This window comes from Rhodococcus sp. UNC363MFTsu5.1, from assembly GCF_000686785.1.
Lineage (GTDB): Bacteria > Actinomycetota > Actinomycetes > Mycobacteriales > Mycobacteriaceae > Rhodococcus_G > Rhodococcus_G maanshanensis.
This window is the reverse complement of the sequence record NZ_JMLO01000005.1, coordinates 77,278-102,322: the sequence shown is the minus strand read 5'-3', so window position 1 is coordinate 102,322 and position 25,045 is coordinate 77,278. Positions and strand designations below refer to the sequence as shown.

The following is a 25,045-nucleotide window of genomic DNA, read 5'->3' as shown; positions in this document are numbered from 1 at the left end:
GGTTCTGTCGGCTTCATTACAGTTGAGAGCATGGAGCAGCGTGAGCGGGACGGCCGGGGCAGGCCGCTCAACGCGCGCCCCCGCGACGGGTTGGGCAGGCCGTTGGCACGCGGCGCCAAGGGTGTCGCGCGGGTGCCGGAGGAGGTCCTGCTGACGCCTGCGGAGGCGATAGCGGAGGCCCAGCGCCTGCTGGACGCGGGGATGCCGTTCCACGCACACGAGGTGCTCGAGGGTTCGTGGAAGTCGGCGCCGGATTCCGAGCGTGAGCTCTGGCAGGGTCTTGCTCAGCTTGCGGTGGGCCTGACGCATCTGTTGCGCGGCAATATCATCGGCGCCCAGTCGCTGCTGCGGCGCGGCCAGGGCAGGATTCGAGGGTTCGAGCTCGATCCTCCGCACGGACTCGACGTCGCCGGCCTGGTGGCCTGGTCGCAGGGCGTGCTGGACGGGCTGGGGAGCGCGGGTTCGACGATCGCGGCGCCGAGTCCACCGCGGTTACTGCGGGGCGGGTACTGATCGGCTCGTCGACCGGATCGGGCTGGTGCGCGGGTCCGCGCGCACCGCGCGGACCCGCGCGTCCCGATCAGGGGAAGGTGCTACCGGTGGGGCCGGTGCTGCTGCCGACGAAGCCGCCGTCGGTGGTCGTCTCGGTGGGGACGAGGTCCAGCAGGGTGGTGATCAACGCGCTCAGGTTCATTGCTCGGCTCCTGGTGTTCTTCTCATGTACGGGGATGCGCCGTCGAACCGGGCGCGCGTCCAGTTCTACCGCACGCGCCCCAGGTGTGGGATCGATTCCGTGATCCGCGTCCGCTGCTTCGGCGCGTCGGTGAAATGCGTTGCCGTGGTGAGAATTCGAGGCTTGGATCGATCGGCCCGAGACAGCACTGTGGGGGCTGCCGAGTCGCCGGCAGCCCCCACAGTGTGTTCACACGATTACTTGCTCGAGCCGCCGCCCGAGGTCTCCGACGATCCGAGGATGCCGAAGATGGTGCTGAGGGCGCCGAAAAGCGTGGAGAGTTCGGACGAAGACGGCATGAGTGCTCCCTGTGTTCTTCTCGATGGTCATGCGCCGAGAATTGCGCGCGTGCTGTAGTTCTACCGGATGAGATCTCATCCTGGTCACAAATTGGCATCAACGTGACCTAGGTCTCATTCCCTGAGTTCAGCCTCGCCCGCGGGGCGCCCGTGCTATCGGATCAGCTGCCGATGGGGAGCTGAAAGCCGAAGGGCAGGCCGATGGTGCTGCCGGTGAAGTTGTCCTGCGGCTGCGGGGCGAACAGGGTGGCTAAGTCGATCGCGGGCATGGATGTCTCCTCGGGTCGATGGATGAAAGTGCACCCCAGTGCTCGGCGCGCACCAGTTCTACCGCATGGAATGCCTACGGTGGAGCGGAATCGAATGACCGTTCTGGGCGCGTAATTGATTGTGGCGCAAAGTAGTTCGATCATCTAACGGGCGTCGAGCGCAGGGTGGGGCCGAGGGGTGCGGCGGCCGCGCATCGCCGAGGGTGCGGGGTCAGCGCAAGCAAACTGGACGCCCGCCTTGCTTTCCGAGCATCAAACCTCATCGAGGCGTGCGAGGTGTGAGAATCGCGCGAAAGTCATCGGGGCGGGCGCGGGGGGCGGTCGGGCCGGGTCAATAACAAGCAAGCGTGCTTGATTTTTATGGCTGGCGGTGTGATGCTGGTCGCAGCACTACTCGAGGGAGCATCGATGGCCGATCTGAGTACCACCATCAGCGATCTGCAGGCGGAGGGCGAGCAGCTCGACGCGCTGGTCGCGAGCCTGACCGACGAAGAATGGGCGAGTCCGACCCCCGCAAAGGGCTGGTCGATCGCCCACCAGATCGGGCACCTGGCCTGGACGGATCGCGCCTCGCTGATGGCGGTGACCGATCCCGAGGCCTTCGCCGAGTCACTGACCGCAGCATGGAAGAACCCCCTCGGCTTCGTCGACGAGGCGGCCGAGGTCGAGGCAGCCCGGCCGCCCGCCGAACTGTTGGCGGACTGGCGCGCCGGTCGGACCGCACTCGCCGAGGCGCTCGCGGCGGTGCCGAGCGGGACCAAGCTGCCCTGGTACGGCCCTCCGATGAGTGCGATGTCGATGGCCACCGCCAGGCTGATGGAGACCTGGGCGCACGGACAAGATGTCGCCGCGGCGCTCGGTGTGGACGCTCCGCCGACAAATCGCCTGCGCAGCATCGCGCATCTCGGTGTGCGCACCCGTGACTTCGCATACGCCGTGAACGAGCTGACCCCGCCTGCGGAGGAGTTCCGGTTCGAGCTGACGGCCCCTGAGGGTGACGAGGTCTGGACCTGGGGCCCCGAAGACGCGGCACAGCGCGTCACCGGTCCCGCTGCGGACTTCTGCCTGCTGGTCACCCAGCGGGCGAACCCGGCGGATCTGGATCTGACAGCAGTGGGGCCCGATGCCACCGCGTGGATCGCAATCGCCCAGGTCTTCGCCGGTCCTCCCGGCGCCGGCCGTGACCCGAAGGTGGACGCATGACAACCCCCGTCCGGATCGGAAACTGCTCCGGCTTCTACGGAGACCGCATCTCGGCGATGCGCGAGATGCTCGAGGGAGGCGAACTCGACTACCTCACCGGCGATTACCTCGCCGAACTGACGATGCTGATCCTGGGTCGCGACCGGATGAAGGATCCCTCCCGAGGCTATGCCAAGACGTTCCTCCGCCAGGCCGAGGACTGCCTGGGACTGGCGCTGGACAAGGGCGTCAAGATCGTCGCCAACGCGGGCGGGCTGAACCCGTCCGGCCTGGCGCAGACTCTGCGCGAGGTGAACGACCGGCTCGGTCTCGGGGCGGTCATCGCCCATGTCGAGGGCGACGACCTGATCGCAAGGGCGGCGGAGCTGGGCTTGACGGGGGCGCCGGGCGCGCCTGCTCCGCTGACAGCCAATGCCTACCTCGGTGCGTGGGGGATCGTCGAATGCCTCGGCGCGGGCGCGGACGTCGTTGTCACCGGCAGGGTCACCGACGCGTCCGTGATCGTCGGGCCAGCCGCGGCGCATTTCGGCTGGGGGCGAACGGATTTCGACCAGCTGGCCGGGGCTGTCGCGGCCGGGCACGTGATCGAGTGCGGCACCCAGGCGACGGGCGGCAACTACTCGTTCTTCACCGAGATCGCCGACATGGGACGACCCGGATTCCCGATCGCCGAGATCCACGCGGACGGATCCTCGGTCATCACCAAGCACGCGGGCACAGGGGGCGCGGTCAGCGTCGGCACCGTCACCGCCCAGCTGCTCTACGAGATCACCGGTGGCCGTTACGCCGGACCGGACGTCACCACCCGGATGGACTCCCTCGAACTCAGCCCCGACGGACCCGACCGGGTGCGTATCAGCGGGGTGCGGGGCGAGGCGCCGCCGCCGACGTTGAAGGTCTCCCTCAACGCGCTTGCCGGGTTCCGCAACGAGTTCACGATGATCCTGACCGGCCTGGACATCGAGGCGAAGGCCGAGCTCGCCCGCACACAGTTCGAGTCCTGGATGACCACCAAACCAGCCGAGATGAGTTGGACCCTCGCGCGCACCGATCATCCGGACGCGGACACCGAGGAGACGGCGAGCGCGTTGCTGCGCTGCGTCGTTCGCGATCCGGATCCGAACGTCGTCGGTCGAGCCTTCTCGTCCGTCTCGGTCGAGCTCGCGCTGGCCAGCTACCCGGGCTTCAGCCTGACCGCACCGCCGTCGAACGGACAGCCGTACGCCGTGTTCACGCCCGGCTACGTCGACGCCGCCGAGGTGCCGCACACCGCGGTCCTGCCCGACGGCACCCGGATCCCGATCGCCCCGAGCGGGCCGACTCTGGAACTGACCACGGTGGCCGATCCCGAACTGCCGCAACCATTGCCGACCACGCCGACGATCCGAGTCCCGCTCGGCACGATCGCGGCCGCCCGCAGCGGCGACAAGGGTGGCAACGCCAACGTCGGTGTCTGGGTTCGCACCGACGAACAGTGGCGATGGCTGGCCAACACGCTCACGGTGGAGGAGCTCGGGCGGCTGCTCCCGGAGGCAGCCGGGCTGCCGGTGACCCGGCACCTGTTCCCGAAGCTGCGCGCGGTGAACTTCGTCATCGAGGGCATCCTCGGGGCGGGCGTCGCCTCGCAGGCCCGATTCGATCCGCAGGCCAAGGGCCTCGGGGAGTGGTTGCGGGCCAGGCACATCGACATCCCGGAAGAACTTCTACTCGGTGACCGACCCCTGGGAGGGACGCTGTGAGTGTGTGGACCACCGACGAGCGAAAGGCGTTGCGCGAGACGGTTCGCCGATTCGCCGAGCAGGACGTGCTGCCCCATCTCGACGATTGGGAGCGACACGGCGAGCTGCCGCGTGAGCTGCACAAGAAGGCGGGAGCCCTCGGGCTGATCGGCGCGGGGTTCCCCGAGTCGGTCGGCGGATCCGGCGGCGATCTCGTCGACGCCGTGACCATCTGCGAGGAGATGCACTATGCGGGCGGGTCGGGTGGGCTGTTCGCCTCCCTGTTCACCTCGGGCATCGCGTTGCCGCACCTCGTCGCCGCGGGCGACGAACGGCAGATCGAACGCTGGGTGCGGCCCACCCTCGCAGGCGAGCTGATCGGCTCGCTGGCGATCACCGAGCCCGGCGGCGGCTCGGATGTGGGGCACCTGCGGACCAGGGCGGTTCGGGACGGCGACCATTTCGTCGTCAACGGCGCCAAGACGTTCATCACCTCCGGTTGCCGCGCTGACTTCGTTGTCACCGCCGTCCGCACCGGCGGGGAAGGGGCGGCAGGCGTCTCGCTCCTCGTCATCGAGAAGGGCACGCCCGGATTCGAGGTCACGCGCAAGCTCGAGAAGATGGGCTGGCTGGCCTCGGACACCGCGGAGTTGTCCTTCGTGGACGCCCGGGTTCCGGCGGAGAACCTCGTCGGGGCCGAGAACAGCGGCTTCCAGCAGATCGCGCAGGCTTTCCTCACCGAACGGATCGCGCTTGCCGCCCAGGCCTACTCGAGTGCACAGCGATGCCTTGACCTGACCCTGCAATGGTGCAGGGACCGGGAGACGTTCGGCAGGCCGTTGATCAGCAGGCAGTCGGTGCAGAACACCGTCACCGAGATGGCCCGCCGGGTCGACGTCGCACGGGTGTACACCCGCGCGCTCGTCGAGCGCTCGCTGGAGTCGGAACAGGATTTCATCGCCGAGGTCTGCTTCGCGAAGAACACAGCCGTCGATGCGGGCGAATGGGTGGCGAACCAGGCGGTGCAGTTGTTCGGCGGGCTCGGCTACATGCGGGAAAGCGAAGTCGAAAGGCAATACCGGGACATGCGAATCCTGGGGATCGGTGGAGGCACCACCGAGATCCTCACCGGATTGGCGGCAAAGCGATTGGGGTATCAGTCATGACGGTTCTCAGGTCCACCCTCGACACCGGGTCGGAGGTGTACGCGACCGCGGTGGAGACGATGAACGCCAAACTCGCCGAGCTCGAGACCGAGCACGCCAAGGCACTGGCAGGCGGCGGCGAGAAGTACGTGGAGCGGCACCACAAGCGGGGCAAGCTGCTCGCCCGCGAGCGGATCGAGCTGCTGATCGATCCGGATTCGCCGTTCCTCGAGCTGTGCCCGCTCGCGGCGTGGGGAAGCGACTTCCCGGTCGGCGCAAGCACCGTGGTCGGCATCGGCGTGGTCGAGGGGGTCGAGTGCCTGATCGTCGCGAACGATCCGACCGTTCGCGGCGGTACCAGCAACCCGTGGACCCTGCGGAAGGGATTCCGGGCCAACGACATCGCGATGCAGAACCGGCTACCGGTGATCTCCCTCGTCGAGTCCGGTGGCGCGGATCTGCCGACCCAGAAAGAGGTCTTCATCCCGGGCGGCCGGATGTTCCGCGACCTCACCCAGCTGTCCGCGGCCGGGATCCCCACCATCGCGCTGGTATTCGGTAACTCCACCGCGGGCGGTGCCTACATCCCGGGCATGTCCGATCACGTGGTGATGATCAAGGAGCGCTCCAAGGTGTTCCTCGCAGGCCCGCCGCTGGTGAAGATGGCCACCGGCGAGGAGTCGGACGACGAGGCGCTCGGCGGCGCCGAGATGCATGCGAGGAAGTCGGGTCTGGCCGACTACTTCGCCGTCGACGAACAGGACGCGATCCGCATCGGCCGGAGCATCGTCAAGCGGCTGAACTGGAAGAAGGAGGGGCCGGCTCCCCGCGCGGAGGTGATCGAGCCGCTCGCGGACCCGGAGGAGCTCCTCGGCATCGTCCCGGCAGACCTGAAGATCCCGTTCGACCCGCGCGAGGTGATCGCCCGCATCGTCGACGGATCCGATTTCGACGAGTTCAAGCCGATGTACGGCTCCTCGCTGGTCACCGGCTGGGCGGAGCTGCACGGCTACCCGATCGGCATCCTCGCGAACGCCAGGGGTGTGCTCTTCAGCGAGGAGTCCCAGAAGGCCACCCAGTTCATCCAGTTGGCGAACCGGTCCAACACCCCACTGCTGTTCCTGCACAACACGACCGGGTACATGGTCGGCAAGGAGTACGAGGAGGGCGGGATGATCAAGCACGGCTCGATGATGATCAACGCCGTCGCGAACTCGAAGGTGCCGCACATCTCGATCCTGCTCGGCGCGTCCTACGGCGCAGGCCACTACGGCATGTGTGGCCGGGCCTTCGACCCCCGATTCCTGTTCGCGTGGCCGAGCTCGAAGTCCGCGGTCATGGGTGGCGCGCAGCTGGCCGGCGTCATCTCCATCGTCAGCAGGGCCTCCGCGGAGGCCCGCGGACAGGCGTTCGACGAAGCGGCCGATGCCGGCATCCGCGCCATGATCGAGAACCAGATCGAGGCCGAGTCGCTGCCGATGTTCCTGTCCGGCCGGCTGTACGACGACGGCGTCATCGATCCGCGTGACACCCGCACGGTGGTGGGAATGTGCCTGTCGGCCATTGCCTCCGCCCCGATCCAAGGCACCGAGAACTTCGGCGTCTTCCGCATGTGAGGCAGACCGTGATGACTTCCCCTATCGCTTCGCTCGGACCGGCGATCCGGTCCGTCCTCGTGGCAAACCGCGGCGAGATCGCACGGCGGGTGTTCGCGACCGCGCGCCGGGCCGGCATCGGCACCGTCGCGGTGTTCTCCGACGCAGACGCGGCGGGCCCGCACGTGGCCGAGGCGGACGCGGCGATCCGGCTCCCCGGCAACACCCCTGCCGAGACCTACCTGCGCGCCGACCTCATCATCGACGCGGCGCGTGCCGCGGGTGCGGACGCGATCCACCCCGGCTACGGATTCCTTTCGGAGAACGCGGGATTCGCGCAGGCTGTCGAAGATGCGGGCCTGACCTGGGTCGGCCCCCCGGTCAAGGCCATCGAGTCGATGGGCTCCAAGGTCGAGTCCAAGAAGCTGATGGACGCCGCGGGCGTTCCGGTCCTGGCCGAGCTCGCGCCCGACGAGGTCACCGAGGCGCACCTGCCCGTGCTGATCAAGGCGTCGGCGGGTGGCGGCGGCCGCGGCATGCGTGTGGTGCGTGACCTGTCGGCGCTGGCGGGCGAGTTGGAGGCGGCCCGGCGCGAGGCGCAGTCCGCCTTCGGCGATCCGACGGTGTTCTGCGAGCGGTACCTCGAGACCGGACGGCACATCGAGGTGCAGGTGATGGCCGACAAGCACGGCACGGTGTGGGCGGTGGGCGAGCGCGAGTGCTCCATCCAGCGCAGGCACCAGAAGGTCGTGGAGGAGGCGCCGTCGCCTCTGGTCGAGCGGACCCCCGGCATGCGTGAGCGGCTCTTCGAGGCGTCGCGGCTGGCGGCGAACGCCATCGGCTACGAGGGAGCAGGCACCGTCGAGTTCCTGGCGGACGAGCGTGGCGAGTTCTTCTTCCTCGAGATGAACACCCGCCTGCAGGTCGAGCACCCGGTCACCGAGTGCACCACCGGCCTCGACCTGGTGGACCTGCAGTTGCAGGTCGCCGCTGGCGTCGCGCTGCCTGCCGAGCCCCCTGCGCTGCGCGGACACTCGATCGAGGTCCGGCTCTATGCCGAGGACCCGGCGAAGAACTGGCAGCCGCAGAGCGGGACCGTGCACCGCATCGAGATCCCCGGTGCCGTCGAGGAATTCGCGGTCCTCGACCGGCAGGGCGTGCGGCTGGACTCCGGCGTCGTGGCCGGCTCGGTCGTCGGGGTGCACTACGACCCGATGCTCGCCAAGGTCATCTCGTTCGCGCCGACCCGGGGACAGGCCGCGCAGTTGCTCGCCGGGGCGCTGGCCCGCACCGCGCTGCACGGACTGCGAACCAACCGGGACCTGCTCGTGAACATCCTGCGGCACCCGGCCTTCCTGGCCGGGGACACCGACACCGCGTTCTTCGACACCCACGGGCTCGACACCCTGGCGCGGCCGCTGGCCGATCCGGATGCCGAGGCGCTGTCCGCGCTGGCGGCGGCGTTGGCCGATGCCGCGGCGAACCGGGCGGCGGCGCGGGTCGACGGCCGGATCCCGAGTGGGTGGCGGAACCTGACGTCGCAGCCGCAGATCAAGCAGTACGCCAGCACGTCGGGGGAGTACGACATCCGGTATCTGCTCGGGCGCGGCGGCCTCCGCGCCGAGGGATTCGAGCACGTCGCGCTGGTGTCCTCCACCCCGGATGCGGTGGTGCTGGAGGTGGGGGGCATGCGCCGGACCTTCGACGTCGCCCGGTACGGCGACGAGGTGTTCGTCGACTCGCCGCTCGGACCCGTCGCACTGACCGCGACCCCGCGGTTCGTGGATCCGGCGACGATCGTCGCTGCGGGTTCGCTGCTCGCGCCGATGCCGGGCGCGGTCATCCGCCTCGGTGCCGCACAGGGTGATTCGGTCACCCTCGGCCAGCCGATCGTCTGGCTCGAGGCGATGAAGATGGAGCACACCATCACCGCTCCCGCGTCCGGTGTGCTCGTCGAGCTCCCGGTTGCGGTCGGCCAGCAGGTCGACGTCGGGTCTGTCCTTGCCATTGTTGAACCTGAAGAGACGGAAGAGGAATCGGCATGAGTTTTATCGAGAGCGACGAGCAGAAGGCGCTGCGCGCGGCGGTGTCCAAGCTCGGCGAGCGCTTCAACTACGTCGACTACGTGCTGCCGCGGTCGCGCAGGGGCGAGCCGCTGACCGAGCTGTGGAACGAGGCGGGCAAGCTCGGCTTCCTCGGGGTCAACCTGCCGGAGGAGTACGGCGGCGGGGGAGCGGGCATCTACGAGCTCGCCCTGGTGCAGGAGGAGCTGGCCGCGCACGGCGCGGGGCTGCTGCTCGTGGTGGTCTCGCCCGCGATCTGCGGCACCATCATCGGCAAGTACGGCACCGACGAGCAGAAGCAGCAGTGGCTGCCGGGCCTGGCCGACGGCAGCAAGATCATGGCCTTCGGGATCACCGAGGCCGATGCCGGCTCCAACTCGCACCAGATCTCGACCACGGCCCGCCGCGACGGCGCGGACTGGATCCTGACCGGGAACAAGATCTTCATCTCGGGCGTGGACCAGGCGGACGCGGTGCTGATCGTGGCGCGGACCGAGGACCACAAGACCGGCAAGCTCAAGCCGGCCCTGTTCATCGTGCCGACCGACACCGAGAACTTCGTCAAGACGCCGATGGAAATGGACGTCATCGAGCCGGACCACCAGTTCACGCTGTTCCTCGACGAGGTCCGGGTGCCGGGTGAGGCGTTGGTCGGATCGGAGGACGCCGCGCTGATGCAGCTGTTCGCAGGCCTGAACCCGGAGCGGATCCTCGGTGCGTCGATGGCGATCGGCGTCGGCCGGTACGCGATCGAGGCCGCCGTGAAGTACGCGAAGGAGCGCACCGTCTGGAAGACCCCGATCGGGGCGCACCAGGGCATCGCGCATCCGCTCGCCCAGGCGAAGATCGAGCTGGAGCTGGCCAAGCTGATGATGCAGAAGGCCGCGGTCCTCTACGACAGCGGCGACGACTTCGGCGCGGCCGAGGCCGCGAACATGGCGAAGTACGCGGCGGCCGAGGCGAGCATCAAGGCGCTCGACCAGGCCATCCAGACGCACGGTGGCGCCGGGCTGAGCAAGGAGTACGGACTGGCCGCCATGCTCGGGGCTGCCCGGATCGCGCGGGTGGCGCCGGTGAGCCGGGAGATGATCCTCAACTTCGTCTCCCAGCACTCGCTCGGGCTGCCGAGGTCGTACTGATCATGACGGTTCCCGAGACGAGCGCGCCGTACGTCCGCTCCGAGGTCGCGGGCGGGTTCGCCACCGTCACCCTGGACTCGCCGCACAACCGCAACGCGATCTCCTCGCGGTTGGTCGGCGAACTCCGGCAGGCGCTGGCGGACGCGGCGGCCGACGACTCGGTCCGCGCGGTGGTGCTCACCCACACCGGCGGCACCTTCTGTGCGGGTGCGGATCTGTCGGAGGCGGGCGGGGCGCCGGACGCCGACCCGGCGGAGCTGGCGGCGGGCCGCACGGCTCAGATGACCGAACTGCTGCGGGAGTTCCTCGAACTGCCGAAGCCGATCATCGCCCGGATCGATGGTCACGTTCGTGCGGGCGGCATGGGACTGGTCGGCGCGTGCGACATCGCGGTCGCAGGACCGTCGAGCACCTTCGCGCTCACCGAGGCGCGGCTGGGGCTGGCGGCCTCGATCATCTCGCTCACGGTGCTGCCGAGGATGACCTCCCGCGCGGCGGGTCGGTATTTCCTGACCGGCGAGAAGTTCGACGCGGCCGAGGCCGAGCGACTCGGACTGATCACCATCGCGTCGGAGGACACCGCGGTGACCGTCGCGGAGGTCTGCGCGGAACTCGCGCTGGCGTCCCCGCAGGGACTGGCCGAGTCGAAGCGGCTCACCACCGCGCGGATGCTCGCCGACTTCGACCGTTACGGTGAAGAGCTCGCCGCCCAGTCGGCGAGACTGTTCGGATCGCCGGAGGCCGTCGAGGGCATGACCGCCTTCTTCCAGCGCCGCCCTCCTGCCTGGGCGCCGAGCGAATAGCAAGGACGTCGAGGAGTAAGTGGTGGCCGGATACGACAGGACCCGCGCTCGAGGAGTCGAGCGCGGGTCCTGTCGGGTTTCGGTGAACGACTACTTGGGCAGTGCGTCCGAGGAACCGGCGAAGAAGCTCAGCGCGCCGGTCAGGTCGCTGACCGCGCCGGTGAAGTCGGAGGCGAAGTCGAGGAACGGAATGATCTCTGCAGAACCCATGATGTGCTCCTTGGTGGTGTCGGTTGATTCTCATAGGGGCGCATCAGTAGCACCGCTAACCTTCGTACCGGCGACGCCGGGACGTGCACAAGGTAAATGTGCGAAAGGTAACAAAATTATAACGTTACCGCGGAGTTGTCCGCATGTGTACGGGGGTGTGGTTGATGCGTGAGCCGCAACAGGACCGCAGCCGGCTGACCCGACAGCGGTTGCTCGAGGCGACCATCGATTGCCTGGCCGACCAGGGCTGGGCCGCGACGACGGTCGGAGTGGTCGCCAAGCGCGCCGGTGTCTCCCGCGGCGCCGCCCAGCACCATTTCCCGACGCGCGAGGACCTGATCACGGCCGCGCTCGAGTTCATGTTCGACAGCCGGATGGAGGCCGCCCGCCTGGAGGCCACCGGCCTGCCCGCCGGGCCGGGCCGCACCGAGGCGATCGTCACGCGCCTGGTGGAGTACTACACCGGCACCCTGTTCAAGGCGGCCCTGCAGGTGTGGACCGCCGCCGCCTCGGACCCGGCGCTGCGGGAGCGGGTGCTGCCGCTTGAGGAGAAGTTCGGTCGGGTCGCGCACCGGACGGCCGTCGCCATGCTCGGGGTCGAGGACGGCGACCTGATCGCGCATCGATGGGTCCAGCTCACGCTCGACCTGGCGCGCGGACTCGGCCTGGCCGACGTGCTGACGGACGACTCCAAACGGCGGGCCGAACTGATCAAGCAGTGGGCCGCCGACCTCGATTCGGTCCTGCACCGCAGGCGTTCGGGGGAGCAGGAACCGGTGGCCCTGCCATGACCCGGCTCATGCCGTTACCACCGATCGGCTCGCTTTGACCTGAAGGCGCGCCGCCGGGTATCGTTGTGGGTCGTGCCCGGCCTGCCCGGGTCGATTTGTGTGCCTAGCAAGGTAAGGCCGCGCGCGCGCTCTCCTCAGAGACGAGCATTCGGCTGCCTGTGTGGGGGTATGCGACACGCCCGACCTCGGGGTCGAGGGACGGGTGAGGAGCAGCGTTTTCTTGCTCCAACTGCTAGATCCCTAATTACACACCGGCCAGGCCTGCCCAGCGCAGGCCGGCCGACAGAAGAAAGCCGGTATATGCCAACCATCAACCAGCTGGTCCGAAAGGGGCGTCGCGACAAGGTCGCGAAGCTCAAGACCGCTGCCCTGAAGGGAAGCCCGCAGCGTCGTGGCGTGTGCACCCGCGTGTACACCACCACCCCGAAGAAGCCGAACTCCGCGCTCCGTAAGGTCGCGCGTGTCCGCCTGACCAGCTCGGTCGAGGTCACGGCGTACATCCCCGGTGAGGGCCACAACCTGCAGGAGCACTCGATGGTGCTCGTCCGTGGCGGTCGTGTGAAGGACCTCCCGGGTGTTCGCTACAAGATCATCCGCGGCTCCCTCGACACCCAGGGTGTCAAGGGTCGCAAGCAGGCACGCAGCCGCTACGGCGCCAAGAAGGAGAAGAGCTAATGCCACGTAAGGGCCCCGCTCCCAAGCGCCCGCTGATCAACGACCCCGTTTACGGGTCGCCGCTGGTCACGCAGCTCGTGAACAAGATCCTCCTGGACGGCAAGAAGTCCACCGCCGAGCGCATCGTCTACGAAGCCCTCGAGCAGGCGCGTGAGAAGACCGGCACCGATCCGGTCGTCACCCTCAAGCGCGCGCTGGACAACGTCAAGCCCGCCCTCGAGGTGCGCAGCCGCCGTGTCGGTGGCGCCACCTACCAGGTGCCGGTCGAGGTTCGTCCCGGCCGTTCCACCACGCTGGCCCTGCGCTGGCTGGTGACCTTCTCGCGTGCACGTCGTGAGAAGACCATGGTCGAGCGTCTCGCCAACGAGCTCATGGATGCCAGCAATGGCCTCGGTGCAGCCGTGAAGCGTCGCGAGGACACCCACAAGATGGCTGAAGCCAACAAGGCGTTCGCGCACTACCGCTGGTGATCTGGCGCCGGGGCGGCACTCAATGTGCCGCACCGGCGTTGCCACTATGTGTCGGTTCCTCGCGGGCCGGCTGACAACACAAAAAGACGTGGTCCGCGAAGGACCGACACGAGCTACGAGCGGGGAAGAATCCTGTGGCACAGGAAGTGCTGACCGACCTGAACAAGGTCCGCAACATCGGCATCATGGCGCACATCGATGCCGGCAAGACCACCACCACCGAGCGCATCCTGTTCTACACCGGTGTCAACTACAAGATCGGTGAGACGCACGACGGTGCGTCGACGACGGACTGGATGGAGCAGGAGAAGGAACGCGGCATCACGATCACGTCTGCCGCCGTGACCTGCTTCTGGAACAACAACCAGATCAACATCATCGACACCCCGGGCCACGTCGACTTCACGGTCGAGGTCGAGCGCTCGCTGCGCGTGCTCGATGGCGCGGTTGCCGTGTTCGACGGCAAGGAGGGCGTCGAGCCCCAGTCCGAGCAGGTCTGGCGTCAGGCCGCCAAGTACGACGTCCCGCGCATCTGTTTCGTCAACAAGATGGACAAGATGGGCGCGGACTTCTACTTCACGGTCCAGACCATCATCGACCGCCTCGGCGCGAAGCCGCTGGTCCTGCAGCTGCCGATCGGTGCCGAGGACGACTTCGACGGCGTCGTCGACCTGGTCGAGATGCGCGCCATCACCTGGCGCGGCGTTGTGCCGACCGGTGCCGAGCCGACCATCGAGGAGATCCCCGCGGATCTGGCCGACAAGGCCGCCGAGTACCGCGAGAAGCTGCTCGAGACCGTTGCCGAGTCCGACGAAGCACTCATGGAGAAGTACTTCGGCGGCGAGGAGCTCACGGTCGAGGAGATCAAGGGCGCCATCCGCAAGATGACGGTCAACTCCGAGCTGTACCCGGTGCTGTGTGGCTCCGCGTTCAAGAACAAGGGCGTTCAGCCCATGCTCGACGCGGTCATCGACTACCTCCCGACCCCGCTGGACATCGGCGAGGTCGAGGGTCACGCGCTGAACAACGAGGAGGAAATCCTCAAGCGCAAGCCGAGCAAGGACGAGCCGTTCTCGGCCCTGGCCTTCAAGATCGCCGCGCACCCGTTCTTCGGCAAGCTGACCTTCGTTCGCGTCTACTCCGGCCGGATCGATCCGGGTGCCCAGGTGCTCAACGCCACCAAGGGCAAGAAGGAGCGCATCGGAAAGCTCTTCCAGATGCACGCCAACAAGGAGAACCCGGTCGACGAGGCCGTGGCAGGCCACATCTACGCCATGATCGGTCTGAAGGACACCACCACCGGTGACACCCTCTGCGATCAGGCCAGCCCGATCGTGCTCGAGTCCATGAGCTTCCCTGACCCGGTCATCCAGGTCTCGATCGAGCCCAAGACCAAGTCCGACCAGGAGAAGCTGGGCACCGCGATCCAGAAGCTGGCCGAAGAGGACCCGACCTTCTCCGTCGAGCTCGACGAGGAGACCGGCCAGACCGTCATCGGCGGCATGGGCGAGCTCCACCTCGACATCCTCGTCGACCGCATGCGTCGCGAGTTCAAGGTCGAGGCCAACGTCGGCAAGCCGCAGGTCGCGTACCGCGAGACCATCACCAAGGCGGTCGAGAAGCACGAGTTCACCCACAAGAAGCAGACCGGTGGTTCGGGTCAGTTCGCAAAGGTGATCATCGCGCTCGAGCCGTACATCGGCGAGGAAGGCGAGCCGTACACCTTCGACAACAAGGTCTCCGGTGGCCGCGTTCCGCGTGAGTACATCCCCTCCGTCGACGCCGGTGCGCAGGACGCCATGCAGTACGGCGTGCTCGCCGGCTACCCGCTGGTGAACCTCAAGCTGACGCTGCTCGACGGCGCGTACCACGACGTCGACTCGTCCGAAATGGCCTTCAAGGTTGCCGGTTCTCAGGCACTGAAGGAAGCCGCCCGCAAGGCCGGTCCGGTCATCCTCGAGCCGCTCATGGCTGTCGAGGTGACCACGCCCGAGGAGTACATGGGCGATGTGATCGGCGACCTGAACTCCCGCCGTGGCCAGATCCAGGCCATGGAGGAACGCAGTGGTGCCCGTGTCGTGAAGGCGCTGGTTCCGCTCTCGGAGATGTTCGGCTACATCGGTGACCTGCGGTCGAAGACCCAGGGTCGAGCGAACTTCTCCATGGTGTTTGATTCCTACGCAGAGGTTCCCGCGAACGTCTCGAAGGAAATCATCGCCAAGGCGACCGGCGAGTAATACCGGCTGGGAGCAAGACCGCTGGCGAGTTTTCACCAGCTGAGCACGACCGAATAACAAACAACCGCACTGCTGCATACCGCAAGCAAGACAACAGGAGGCCATCAAGTGGCGAAGGCGAAGTTCGAGCGGACGAAGCCGCACGTCAACATCGGGACCATCGGTCACGTTGACCACGGCAAGACCACGCTGACTGCAGCGATCACCAAGGTCCTGCACGACAAGTTCCCGGATCTGAACGAGGCCTCGGCCTTCGACCAGATCGACAAGGCGCCTGAGGAGAAGGCTCGTGGTATCACGATCAACATCTCCCACGTCGAGTACCAGACGGAGAAGCGCCACTACGCGCACGTCGACGCCCCGGGCCACGCGGACTACATCAAGAACATGATCACGGGTGCGGCGCAGATGGACGGCGCCATCCTCGTGGTTGCGGCCACCGACGGCCCGATGCCGCAGACCCGCGAGCACGTGCTGCTGGCCCGCCAGGTTGGTGTTCCCTACATCCTGGTCGCGCTCAACAAGTCCGACATGGTCGACGACGAGGAAATCCTCGAGCTCGTCGAGATGGAGGTCCGCGAGCTGCTGTCGTCGCAGGAGTTCGACGGCGACAACGCTCCCGTCGTGAAGGTCTCGGCGCTCAAGGCGCTCGAGGGCGACGCCAAGTGGGGCGAGAGCGTTCTCGAGCTCATGCAGGCCGTCGACGACTCGATCCCGGACCCCGTCCGTGAGACCGACAAGCCGTTCCTCATGCCCGTCGAGGACGTCTTCACCATCACCGGTCGTGGCACCGTTGTGACCGGTCGTATCGAGCGTGGCGTCATCAACGTGAACGAGGAGGTGGAGATCGTCGGCATCAAGGAGACCTCCACCAAGACCACCGTCACGGGCATCGAGATGTTCCGCAAGCTGCTCGACTCCGGCCAGGCGGGCGACAACGTCGGTCTGCTGGTTCGTGGCATCAAGCGCGAAGATGTCGAGCGTGGCCAGGTCGTCGTGAAGCCGGGCACCACCACCCCGCACACCGAGTTCGAGGGCAACGCCTACATCCTGTCCAAGGACGAGGGCGGCCGCCACACGCCGTTCTTCAACAACTACCGCCCGCAGTTCTACTTCCGTACCACGGACGTTACGGGCGTCGTGACCCTGCCCGAGGGCACCGAGATGGTCATGCCCGGTGACAACACCGAGATGTCCGTCAAGCTGATCCAGCCGGTCGCCATGGACGAGGGCCTGCGGTTCGCCATCCGTGAGGGTGGACGTACCGTCGGCGCCGGTCGCGTCACCAAGATCATCAAGTGATCTAGCATCACCAGATGATCTAGCAGTACCAAAGCCGAATGGCGCTCACTCCCTCGGGAGTGGGCGCCATTCGGCTTTTTGTGTCGGGACATCCGGCCCGAGGGATGATCGTTCATCCCCCAGGCGTGCGGGTACCCGGGCCGTCGCCGTTGTGGGCGCGGCCGGGGTACCCGGGGGATGGGGGAAGAGGCCGGTCAGACAGGCAGATCGGCGCGGTCGAGGTGCAGTAGCACCTGTGTGGCGACCGGGGCATCGGGCAGGGCGGCGGCCATGGACCTGGCAAGGGACTCCGCGTCGCGGGTGAACTCGGCGATATCGACCGCCGGATCGGCGACCACGGTCACCCGCAGGGTCAGCAGCCCGCGATCATCCACGGCGGCGGCGCGCACGGAGCGGACCCCCTGCAGGGTGGACAGCTCCGAGGCCAGCCCGACCGCCATCGGCCCGAGGTCGACCGACAGATCGGATTCGCCGAGCACCTCCCCTATCTGCACCGTCGAGGTCCGGCCGCGCCTGAGGTTGATCACCAGCAGGGTCACCCCGGCGACGAGGCTGGCGACGCACGCCACGCCGAGCAGCGGCGGCCACCAGTCCCTTGTCGGTGTCGCTGCGTACTCGGCTCGGTCGAATCGGCGCCAGAACTCTTGGGACACATCGAGGTCCATGTTCCAGGTGAGAGCAAGTGCGCCCGTCGCGACCAGGGCGAGGCCTGCGCCGAGGGCTATCGACCGGTCGATGACGGACGTGCGGCGTCTCACGATCGCACCTTGCCGATCCGGACGCGCAGCGGCCGGGGCGAGGCGAGTGTGGCCAGCCCCGGCTCCACCGCGTCGCGTACGGCCGATTCGAGCGCGGGGGCCGCGACCTCACCGTCCGGGGAGATCCGGATGGTGGTCCGCCTGCCGTCGACGATGGTCTGCGCCGACCGGACCCCCGCGACGGTGCGCGCGTGCGCGCTGCACATCCGCGCCACATCGATCGGACGCATCCACACCACCGCCGATCCAGCGTTGCCGAGCGGGAGATGGGTGCGGATCCGCGGCTTGATAGCCACGAAGATCAGCACCAGGCCGGCGAGCACGGCCGCGACCGCGGCAGGCACCATCCAGGGCTGCCAGTGCTGACGTGCGGACCACTCGATCGAATTGCGCAGCCACGCGGCGGGAGCGATGACCTCGTGCGCGATCAGGAACTCGCGACCGGTCAGCACCGACAGCACCAGCAGTGCGCAGGCGAAGATCAGCGCGACCGGGGCTGCCGCGGGCCGGGTGATCGGTGCCTTCGACGGGACAAGGGGTGCCAGGGCGGTGCCGGGCGCCGCGAACTGCTGGCTGTCGACCTCGGCCCCCTCCGGTGCCGCGGCCGGTACCGCCGCGGCGACGACGACGTGTAGCTGGTCCATCGGCAGGCCGCTGAGGGCGGCGATGCGATCGCCCACCTCGCGGTGTACCTCGCGGGAGAGCAGGGCGATCGGGCACGGCCATGCGACCGCGATGTACAGCGTGACAGCGACCGATTCGGTGCCCATCGAGACCTCGGCTCGCGGCAGGTCGCGGCCGGTGAGCCGGGACAGCCCGCCGCGCTGGCGGACCACCCCCGGCACCTGGAGCGCCGCCGCCACCGCGATCCGTGAGACCGCTCGGTCCTTGATGATCAGCTGGCCCCTGGTGCTGCGCTCGTCGTCCAGGTCGGCGTCCGCGCCGTATGCCGCGCCTGTTCCGCTCGTGGTCTCAGCCACGGCCCCGGCTCCGCAACAGCGCGCCAAGATCGACGTGCCCGTCGCGGTGGGCGCCGATGGCCATGCCGAAACCACCCAACAGCACTGCGAACACGAAACCGCTGAAACCGCCGAGGATTACGGCGATCGCGACCAGTAGACCGGCGATCAGACCGACGACTGTGCTGTTCATGGCGCTGTCCTCTCCGTGAGTACGTCTTCGACCGTGATATCGACCGGGATGTCGAGCATCGGGGCGAGGGCCGCGCGGACCCGCTCCGCCGTCTCGACGACGTGTGCCGGATAGCGCACGCTGATGTGGACGGCGCAGGAGTCCTCGCCGAGCGCGACCCCGAGCACCCGCCTGCCCGGCAGGTACGTCGCGACCTCACCGAACATGCCGCCGTGCAGCCCGGCGACCCCGGGTACCGCGAGCACCGCGTCGGCGATCAGCTCGGCGGGCTCGGCCTCCGGGTCGCTGCGCTGACTCCGCTGCTGTGTCACTGGACTCTCGGTCTGCCGTCGGTCTCGCCCGGCTGCTCGTTCTCGTCGAACAGGACGACGTCGTAGACGGTGATGTTGACCTCGGTGACCTCGAGCCCGGTCATCCGCTCCACGGCCGCGATCACGTTGCGCCTGATGCCGGCTGCCAGCTCGTGCAGCGCGACGCCGTACTCGGCGACGATGCCGATGTCGATGGCGGCCTGTTTCTCGCCAACCTCGACGGCGACGCCCTGACCGTGGTTGACGCGCGCCCCCGGGATCCGGTCGCGCAGCGCCCCGACGACGCGGGCGGTGCCGCCGCCGACGTCGAACACCCCGCTGATCTCCCGGGTGGCGATACCGGCGATCTTCGCCACGACCGCGTCGGCGATGATCGTGCGCCCCTGCGAGCTCACCAGTTCGGTGGTGGAGGTGCCGTAGTGCACTGGGGCGATGCCCCTGTTCGGATCGGTGGTCACGCACTCAACTCTAGTGAGTGCTGGCGCGCCGCGACGCCCGTGCGTCGATTCACCTAACGTGGAGCAGTCCACGCATCGTCGACGAAGGATGTAACCCGATGGCACGAGACCCGGGCACGCCGGACCCCGCGGGGGTCACGTCGCCCGCTGCCGCGGCCGGATCCCGCCCGCGGAGAGCGCTCGCCGCGGGAACGGCGCTGCTCGCCGTGGTCGCGGTGCTCCTGGCGACCGCGTGCGGAGTCATGCTCTGGCAACACCGTTCGGCGACGGAGCTGCAGTCCCAACGGGAGACCTTTCTGCGGGTCGCCAGGGAGGGTGCGCTGAACCTGACCACCATCGACCACAACGACGCCGAGGCCGCCGTGCAGCGGGTGTTGGACGGCGCGACGGGTGAGTTCTACGACGATTTCGAGCGGCGCTCACAGGGTTTCATCACGGTGGTGCGGGACGCCAAGGTGACCACGGTCGGTGAGTCCGCCGTCGCCGGCATCGAAACGGAGGCAGCCGATTCCGCCACGGTCCTGGTCCAGGTCGTCTCGCGGGTCAGCAACGGAACCGGGGCTCAGGACCAGCAACGGGTCCAGCGGCTCCGGGTCACCGTCGATGGGGAACAGTCGAAGATCTCGAGGGTGGAGTACCTGTCGTGAGTGCGCAGCGAAGGCTGATGGTCGGGCTGACCGCAGGGGTCCTGGTGCTGGCGGCGCTGGCCGTGTTCCTGTACTTCGCCGAGTACCGGCCGGACCAACGGGTGGATGATCGGGCAAGGGCGGAGGCCCAGCAGGCCGCCGCCGACGGTGCGAAGGCGCTGCTCACCTACACGCCGGAGACCGTCTTCACGGACATGGCCGCCGCGCGCGAGCTGCTGACCGGGGAGTTCAAGGACTATCACGACCAGCTAGCCCAGCGGGTGATCGTGCCTGCTGCTACGGACAAGAAGATCACCGCGACGGCCACGGTCACCGCGACCGGGTTGACCTCCATGACCGACGACAGCGCGGAGGTGCTGGTGTTCCTCGACCAGTCGACGACGACGGCGGAGCGGCAGGCGCCGGTCGACACGCGCGTCGGTGCCGAAGTGGTGCTGCGGAAGGTGGACGGTCGCTGGCTGATCTCCGAGTTCGACGCGAGGTGATCGGAGCCACGCGCGAGACGCTTAGCCCGACAACAACTCTGGAAGGATTCAGATCATGACCGAATCAGGACGGAGCGTGCTCCTGACCGGTGGCACCGGTGGGCTCGGAGTCGCGGTGACCGGGAGGCTGCTCGCGGACGGGTGGCGCGTGGTGGTTCCGTGGATCGCGGAGAAGGAGGTCGAGCGTCTGGACCCGCACCCGAGCCTCGTCCTCAGTCGCGCCGATCTGTTCGACCCGGCGAGTGTCGCCGAGGTGGCCGCTCTGGCGGGAGGCGACGAGCAGGCGCCGCTGCGTGCGGCGGTGAATCTGGTCGGCGGCTTTGCCAGTGGCGCGCGGGTCCACGAGAGTCCGATCGAGGACTTCGAGGCCATGCTGCGGCTGAACCTGCGCCCGCTCTACCTGTGCACCCAGGCGGCGCTGCCGTTCCTGATCGACGCGGGCGGCGGGTCGGTGGTCGCGATGTCGACCAAGGCGGCCTTTGCGCCGTTCTCGGGAGCATCGGGCTATGTCACGTCGAAGGCCGCGGTCTGGGCGTTCATCAGTGCCCTGGCCGTCGAGTACCGCGACGAGGGTATCCGGGCGAACGCGGTACTGCCCTCGGTGATCGACACCCCGGGAAACCGGGCGAGCCAACCCGGGTCGAGCCGCAAGGGCTGGGTCGCACCCGAGGCGATCGCCGAGGTGATCGCGTTTCTGTGCGGCGATTCCTCGGCCGCGATGACCGGTGCCCAGGTCCCGGTTCCCGGGGTGGGCTGAGCATCATCGCGTCTGCCGTGTCGTCCGGCGCGATCTCGGGGGTGTGGCATTCCTCGGCCCCTTAGGGCACGCTATCTAGAACACGTGTCAGTTTGGTATGAAGTGTGCGTGGCCCACGTGGGCGCACAACGATCCATCGGGTGAGAGGTTGAGCGGGATGAGCGTTGGACGGGTCGTCGTCGTCGGTGCCGGGCTGGCCGGTCTGCGGACCGCCGAGGAACTGCGGCGGGCGGGCTTCGACGGTGAACTGACGCTGATCGGCGCGGAACCGCACCTGCCCTACGACCGGCCCCCGCTGTCCAAGGAGGTCGTCCGAGGCGAGCAGGACGACGTCACCCTCAAGCCGGCCGAGTTCTTCGAGGAGCAGCGCATCGACCTGCGGCTCGGCGTCGCGGCGACCGGCGTTGACACCGGCGCCCGTGCGGTGACCCTCGCCGACGGATCGACCGTCGACTACGACCACCTGGTGGTCGCCACCGGGCTCGTCCCGCGCCGGATCCCCGGGCTGGCCGAGCTGGGCGGCGTGCACGTGCTGCGCTCGTTCGAGGACGCGATGACGCTGCGTTCAGAGCTCGCCCCCGATCGGACCGCCCTCATCGTCGGGGCCGGGTTCATCGGGTGCGAGCTCGCCGCGAGCATGCGAGCCCGCGGCATGAACGTCATCCTGATCGAGCCCCAGCCCACCCCGCTGGCCTCCGTGCTCGGCGAGCGGATCGGCGGCCTCGTGGCCCGCCTGCACCGCGAGGAGGGGGTCGACCTGCGCACCGGGGTCGGCCTCACCGCCCTGCTCGGGGAGGGTCGGGTCACCGGCGCCGTGCTCTCCGACGGCACCGAGGTCGCGGCCGACCTCGTGGTCATCGGTATCGGGTCCGTCCCGGTCACCGAGCTCCTGGACGGGTCGGGTGTGCAGGTCGCCGAGCCGCGCGCTGGCGGCGGTGTGCTCGCCGACGAGTGCGGCCGGACCAGCGATCCGAACGTGTGGGCGGTCGGTGACGTCGCCGCCTGGCGCCACGCCGACGGACATCGGCGGGTCGAGCACTGGACCAACGCGGGCGACCAGGCCAAGGCGCTTGCGCTGGCGCTGATCGGTGCCGACGCGCCCGCGGGCCCCGGCCAGGTCCCGTACTTCTGGAGCGACCAGTACAACGTCAAGATCCAGGCGCTCGGCGAGCCGTCCGCAACGGACACCGTGCACCTGATCCGCGATGACGGCCGCAAGTTCCTCGCGTACTACGAGCGCGACGGCATTCTCGTCGCCGTGGTCGGCGGCGGCCTCGCGGGAGCGGTGATGAAGACCAGAGCGAAGATCGCGAGCGGGGTGCCGATCACCGAGGTGCTCGAGGCCGCGGGCGTCTAACGTGAATGCATGGCCCATGACCAGCGGGCCCTGCCGGAGCTGACGGATCTGACCGCCGCGCACTGGACGTCGGGCGCGTCCGGGCGGTTGTCGGTGCGGCGGTGCGTGCGCTGCCTGCGTTGGTCGTTCCCGCCGTCGCGGTGCTGCAGGCACTGTTGGTCCGCCGACTTCACCGTCGAGCCGGTCACGGGAAAGGGCGTGCTGCTCACCTGGACCGAGGTCCGTGACCCGGGTGCGCAGGAGCGGAGCCCCTACCTCGTCGCCGTGGTCGAGCTCGAGGAGGGGATTCGGCTGCTGCTGGGGCTGACCGGGACCGAGCCGGGCGCACTGCGCGTCGACATGCCCATCCGGTTGTACTTCGAGCATCTCGGCGGCGACATCTGGCTGCCGCTCGCCGAGATCGAAGAGCTGGAGCTGCCGGAGGATCGGCTGGAGGCCGTGTCGTGATCACCCATGGGGCCGTCGTCAGCGGGATCGGACGGGTGCCGCGCGGACCCGAGCCCGCCGATGTCCGTGTCGCCGCGCTGGCCGCGCGAGGGGCACTGGCCGATGCGGGCCTGACCGGCGGCGTGGTCGACGGCCTCGTCACCTGCGGGCTGCCGGACGTGGTCGACGTCGCAGACGCCCTCGGGCTCGAACTCGCCTCGTGCACAGTGGAATCAGATCGGCTCGGCGTACTCGCTGCGGTCTCGGCCGCGGTGGCGGCGGTGAATTCCGGCCTGGCCACCCACGTGCTGTGTGTCGAGGCGAGTGAGCCGCCGTCGCCGGCGCGAGCCGCTGCGCTGCGTTTCTCCGGCCGGCCGTCGGTGTCCGGATGGGCGCAGTGGCACGCACCCTACGGGGCCGAAACGGGGCTGGTGACAACCGCACTCGCGGCGCGCAGCTACATCGAGGCGTTCGGGCTGACCCGGGTCGAGTTGGCCCAGATCGCACTGACCGCGGGCCGAAACGGCGGGCGGGGCATCGGGCTTCGGGAGTACCTCGACGCCCCGATGCTGGCCGACCCGCTGTGCTTGTACGACTGCGCGCTCCCCGCGGGAGGGGCGACGGCCGTGCTGATCAGCCAGGGCGACACGGCGGAGGATCTGCCCGTACCCGCGGTCGCGGTCGAGGCCGTCGCGGCGGCGCGAAGCGTGAGCCCGCTGTGGGAACAGCGCGCCGACCTGACGGGGACGACGATTCACGATGCGGGTGAAAGGCTCTGGGAAGGTACCGAACTCGGCCCCGAGGACGTGGACGTCGCGCTGTTCGAGGACGAGTTCAGCTTTCTGGCCCTGATGTGGCTCGAGGCGCTCGGGTTCTGTGCGCCGGGGACGGCGGGAGCGTTCGTCGCCGGGGGTCAGCGGATCTCGCGGGCGGGCGCGCTACCGCTCAACCCACACGGCGGCCAACTGGGGCTGGGGCGATCGGCCGCTCTGGAGCTGGTCGCCGAGGCGGTGTCGCAGCTACGCGGGGAGTCGAGCGCCCAGCTCGACGGCCCGCCCGAGGTGGCCGTCGTCGGCATTGGTGGCGCGACCGTCGCCGGCTGCATGCTGCTGGTGCGCTGACCCGAGAAGAGTTGCTAGGAAAGGAATTCCGCGAGGATCCTGGTCAGCTGACCTGGTTCGTTGCCGGGTAGGGTGTGGTGACTGCTGTCCGGCAGGACCTCGATCCGGACGTCCGAGAGGGTTCCGCGTGCCGCCGCGGCCACCCGGTCGGTATCGATCGCACGCGAGTCCTCGGCTAGCGCGATGAGGGTCGGGACACGCAGCTCGCCGAGCGCGGCCGTGGACGGACGCTTCGGTAGCACGACCCGCGGCCGAGGGGATCCCGCGGCACCGAGCGCGTACACGGTCAGCCAGTCCGGGTCGACCGACCGCCCGCGGGTCTCCCACTCGATGAAACGCCGGACCCGGCTCTCGTTGGGGCGCAGCAACATCGGGAGCGCCCGCAGCACATAGCCGGTCCGCAGTCCGGAGAAGCAGTTCGACGGGTCGAGCAGGGCGAGCCGGTTCACCCGCTCCGGGTGGCTGAGCGCGTAGGCGAGGGCGATCCACGCGCCGTAGGAGTGTCCGATCAGCGTGGCCCGCGGCACGCCGAGCTCCGCGCGTACGGCATCGAGCCACGTCATCAGGTCCGCCGGGGTGCGCGGCCGCCGGTCGCCGGGCACGCTGCGTCCGACGTCCCCGATCAGATCCGGGGCGTACACCCGGTGCGTGCTGCCGAGCGCGGCCGCGACCGCGGACCACGCGGTCGAGGTGGCACCGCCGCCGTGGAGCAGGAGAACCGGCGGCGCGCCGGTCGGCCCGCAGGCATGCACGCGGGTGACGCCGAACTCGGAGGTGGTCTCCAGGACCGTCACGCCGTCCCAGCGGGCGAGAACCGCGTCGTAGGCGGCGTCGAACCGGCCTTTCGTGCGGATCTGCGTGTCGTCGTCCATGGACCGCCCCCGGATTCTCTCGGTGTCAGATAATCTCGATGATAGAGAT

At 68.6% G+C, this 25,045-nt stretch carries 25 protein-coding genes; 19 read left to right on the top strand and 6 right to left on the bottom strand.

All coding sequences use genetic code 11. The annotated features are described in order from the left end of the window. Window positions 1-30: 30 nt before the first annotated feature. The 13 genes from BR31_RS0108755 (at window position 31) to tuf (ending at window position 16,652) form a co-directional block, all read left to right on the top strand. Entirely contained in the window at window positions 31-513 is a 483-nt protein-coding gene (locus tag BR31_RS0108755) for a DUF309 domain-containing protein (RefSeq protein ID WP_027500630.1), read from the top strand. 1,196 nt (window positions 514-1,709) lie between these two features. Further along, window positions 1,710-2,504 (top strand): TIGR03084 family metal-binding protein, encoded by a 795-nt coding sequence (locus BR31_RS0108735; RefSeq protein WP_027500629.1) that lies wholly within the window; start codon window positions 1,710-1,712, stop codon window positions 2,502-2,504. Beyond that, on the top strand, window positions 2,501-4,243 hold the full coding sequence (locus BR31_RS0108730) for an acyclic terpene utilization AtuA family protein (protein WP_027500628.1): 1,743 nt from the start codon (window positions 2,501-2,503) through the stop codon (window positions 4,241-4,243). The genes BR31_RS0108735 and BR31_RS0108730 overlap by 4 nt, the downstream gene beginning before the upstream one ends. Further along, window positions 4,240-5,388 carry an acyl-CoA dehydrogenase family protein gene (locus tag BR31_RS0108725; protein WP_027500627.1) on the top strand — a complete coding sequence of 383 codons (1,149 nt, stop codon included), beginning with the start codon at window positions 4,240-4,242 and terminating at the stop codon, window positions 5,386-5,388. Before BR31_RS0108730 ends, BR31_RS0108725 begins: the two co-directional genes overlap by 4 nt. Next, on the top strand, window positions 5,385-6,983 hold the full coding sequence (locus tag BR31_RS0108720; RefSeq protein WP_027500626.1) for an acyl-CoA carboxylase subunit beta: 1,599 nt from the start codon (window positions 5,385-5,387) through the stop codon (window positions 6,981-6,983). Before BR31_RS0108725 ends, BR31_RS0108720 begins: the two co-directional genes overlap by 4 nt. Before the next feature lie 11 nt (window positions 6,984-6,994). Beyond that, window positions 6,995-9,007: an acetyl/propionyl/methylcrotonyl-CoA carboxylase subunit alpha gene (locus tag BR31_RS0108715; protein ID WP_037176103.1), complete on the top strand. Its 2,013-nt coding sequence runs from the start codon at window positions 6,995-6,997 to the stop codon at window positions 9,005-9,007. Further along, window positions 9,004-10,164, top strand: a complete 1,161-nt coding sequence (locus BR31_RS0108710) for an acyl-CoA dehydrogenase family protein (RefSeq protein WP_027500624.1) — start codon at window positions 9,004-9,006, stop codon at window positions 10,162-10,164. The genes BR31_RS0108715 and BR31_RS0108710 overlap by 4 nt, the downstream gene beginning before the upstream one ends. A gap of 2 nt (window positions 10,165-10,166) precedes the next feature. Further along, entirely contained in the window at window positions 10,167-10,967 is an 801-nt protein-coding gene (locus tag BR31_RS0108705) for an enoyl-CoA hydratase family protein (RefSeq protein ID WP_027500623.1), read from the top strand. A gap of 371 nt (window positions 10,968-11,338) precedes the next feature. Beyond that, window positions 11,339-11,968, top strand: a complete 630-nt coding sequence (locus tag BR31_RS0108695) for a TetR/AcrR family transcriptional regulator (RefSeq protein WP_027500621.1) — start codon at window positions 11,339-11,341, stop codon at window positions 11,966-11,968. Between the two features lie 300 nt (window positions 11,969-12,268). Continuing rightward, entirely contained in the window at window positions 12,269-12,643 is a 375-nt protein-coding gene (rpsL, locus tag BR31_RS0108690) for a 30S ribosomal protein S12 (protein ID WP_027500620.1), read from the top strand. Then, a complete protein-coding gene (gene rpsG / locus BR31_RS0108685) occupies window positions 12,643-13,113 on the top strand; it encodes a 30S ribosomal protein S7 (RefSeq protein ID WP_027500619.1) in 471 nt (156 codons plus the stop codon). The genes rpsL and rpsG overlap by 1 nt, the downstream gene beginning before the upstream one ends. A gap of 134 nt (window positions 13,114-13,247) precedes the next feature. After that, window positions 13,248-15,350 (top strand): elongation factor G, encoded by a 2,103-nt coding sequence (gene fusA / locus BR31_RS0108680; RefSeq protein WP_027500618.1) that lies wholly within the window; start codon window positions 13,248-13,250, stop codon window positions 15,348-15,350. Between the two features lie 108 nt (window positions 15,351-15,458). Next, a complete protein-coding gene (gene tuf, locus BR31_RS0108675; protein WP_027500617.1) occupies window positions 15,459-16,652 on the top strand; it encodes an elongation factor Tu in 1,194 nt (397 codons plus the stop codon). A 194-nt stretch (window positions 16,653-16,846) separates the two neighbouring features. Here tuf and BR31_RS0108670 read toward each other — a convergent pair whose 3' ends face one another. The 5 genes from BR31_RS0108670 to BR31_RS0108650 are packed head-to-tail and all read right to left on the bottom strand — an operon-like array spanning window position 16,847 to window position 19,331. Next, window positions 16,847-17,410 (bottom strand): hypothetical protein, encoded by a 564-nt coding sequence (locus tag BR31_RS0108670; RefSeq protein WP_027500616.1) that lies wholly within the window; start codon window positions 17,408-17,410, stop codon window positions 16,847-16,849. After that, window positions 17,407-18,390: a DUF6286 domain-containing Asp23/Gls24 family envelope stress response protein gene (locus BR31_RS0108665; RefSeq protein ID WP_231496418.1), complete on the bottom strand. Its 984-nt coding sequence runs from the start codon at window positions 18,388-18,390 to the stop codon at window positions 17,407-17,409. The genes BR31_RS0108670 and BR31_RS0108665 overlap by 4 nt, the downstream gene beginning before the upstream one ends. Next, complete coding sequence (locus tag BR31_RS0108660) at window positions 18,383-18,562, bottom strand: hypothetical protein (RefSeq protein WP_027500614.1); 180 nt, start codon at window positions 18,560-18,562, stop codon at window positions 18,383-18,385. The genes BR31_RS0108665 and BR31_RS0108660 overlap by 8 nt, the downstream gene beginning before the upstream one ends. Further along, window positions 18,559-18,873 (bottom strand): Asp23/Gls24 family envelope stress response protein, encoded by a 315-nt coding sequence (locus tag BR31_RS0108655; RefSeq protein WP_027500613.1) that lies wholly within the window; start codon window positions 18,871-18,873, stop codon window positions 18,559-18,561. The genes BR31_RS0108660 and BR31_RS0108655 overlap by 4 nt, the downstream gene beginning before the upstream one ends. Beyond that, window positions 18,870-19,331, bottom strand: coding sequence for an Asp23/Gls24 family envelope stress response protein (locus tag BR31_RS0108650; protein ID WP_027500612.1), 462 nt, complete (start codon window positions 19,329-19,331; stop codon window positions 18,870-18,872). The genes BR31_RS0108655 and BR31_RS0108650 overlap by 4 nt, the downstream gene beginning before the upstream one ends. A gap of 98 nt (window positions 19,332-19,429) precedes the next feature. Between BR31_RS0108650 and BR31_RS0108645 the strand changes: the two genes are divergently transcribed. The 6 genes from BR31_RS0108645 to BR31_RS0108620 all read left to right on the top strand — a co-directional run bounded on the left by BR31_RS0108645 (window position 19,430) and on the right by BR31_RS0108620 (window position 24,124). Then, a complete protein-coding gene (locus tag BR31_RS0108645) occupies window positions 19,430-19,978 on the top strand; it encodes a hypothetical protein (RefSeq protein WP_027500611.1) in 549 nt (182 codons plus the stop codon). Continuing rightward, entirely contained in the window at window positions 19,975-20,463 is a 489-nt protein-coding gene (locus BR31_RS0108640) for a hypothetical protein (protein ID WP_027500610.1), read from the top strand. The genes BR31_RS0108645 and BR31_RS0108640 overlap by 4 nt, the downstream gene beginning before the upstream one ends. Window positions 20,464-20,518: 55 nt before the next feature. Continuing rightward, window positions 20,519-21,220: an SDR family NAD(P)-dependent oxidoreductase gene (locus tag BR31_RS0108635; protein ID WP_027500609.1), complete on the top strand. Its 702-nt coding sequence runs from the start codon at window positions 20,519-20,521 to the stop codon at window positions 21,218-21,220. A gap of 157 nt (window positions 21,221-21,377) precedes the next feature. After that, window positions 21,378-22,577 carry an NAD(P)/FAD-dependent oxidoreductase gene (locus BR31_RS0108630; RefSeq protein ID WP_037176045.1) on the top strand — a complete coding sequence of 400 codons (1,200 nt, stop codon included), beginning with the start codon at window positions 21,378-21,380 and terminating at the stop codon, window positions 22,575-22,577. Window positions 22,578-22,586: 9 nt separating this feature from the next. After that, window positions 22,587-23,024, top strand: a complete 438-nt coding sequence (locus tag BR31_RS27950) for a Zn-ribbon domain-containing OB-fold protein (RefSeq protein WP_051637094.1) — start codon at window positions 22,587-22,589, stop codon at window positions 23,022-23,024. Beyond that, complete coding sequence (locus BR31_RS0108620; RefSeq protein WP_027500607.1) at window positions 23,021-24,124, top strand: thiolase C-terminal domain-containing protein; 1,104 nt, start codon at window positions 23,021-23,023, stop codon at window positions 24,122-24,124. Before BR31_RS27950 ends, BR31_RS0108620 begins: the two co-directional genes overlap by 4 nt. A gap of 14 nt (window positions 24,125-24,138) precedes the next feature. On the opposite strand, the gene BR31_RS0108615 is transcribed toward BR31_RS0108620, so the two are convergent. Then, the gene (locus BR31_RS0108615; RefSeq protein ID WP_037176043.1) at window positions 24,139-24,996 is read right to left on the bottom strand and encodes an alpha/beta fold hydrolase; all 858 of its coding nucleotides are present in this window, start codon (window positions 24,994-24,996) and stop codon (window positions 24,139-24,141) included. Window positions 24,997-25,045 lie beyond the last annotated feature (49 nt).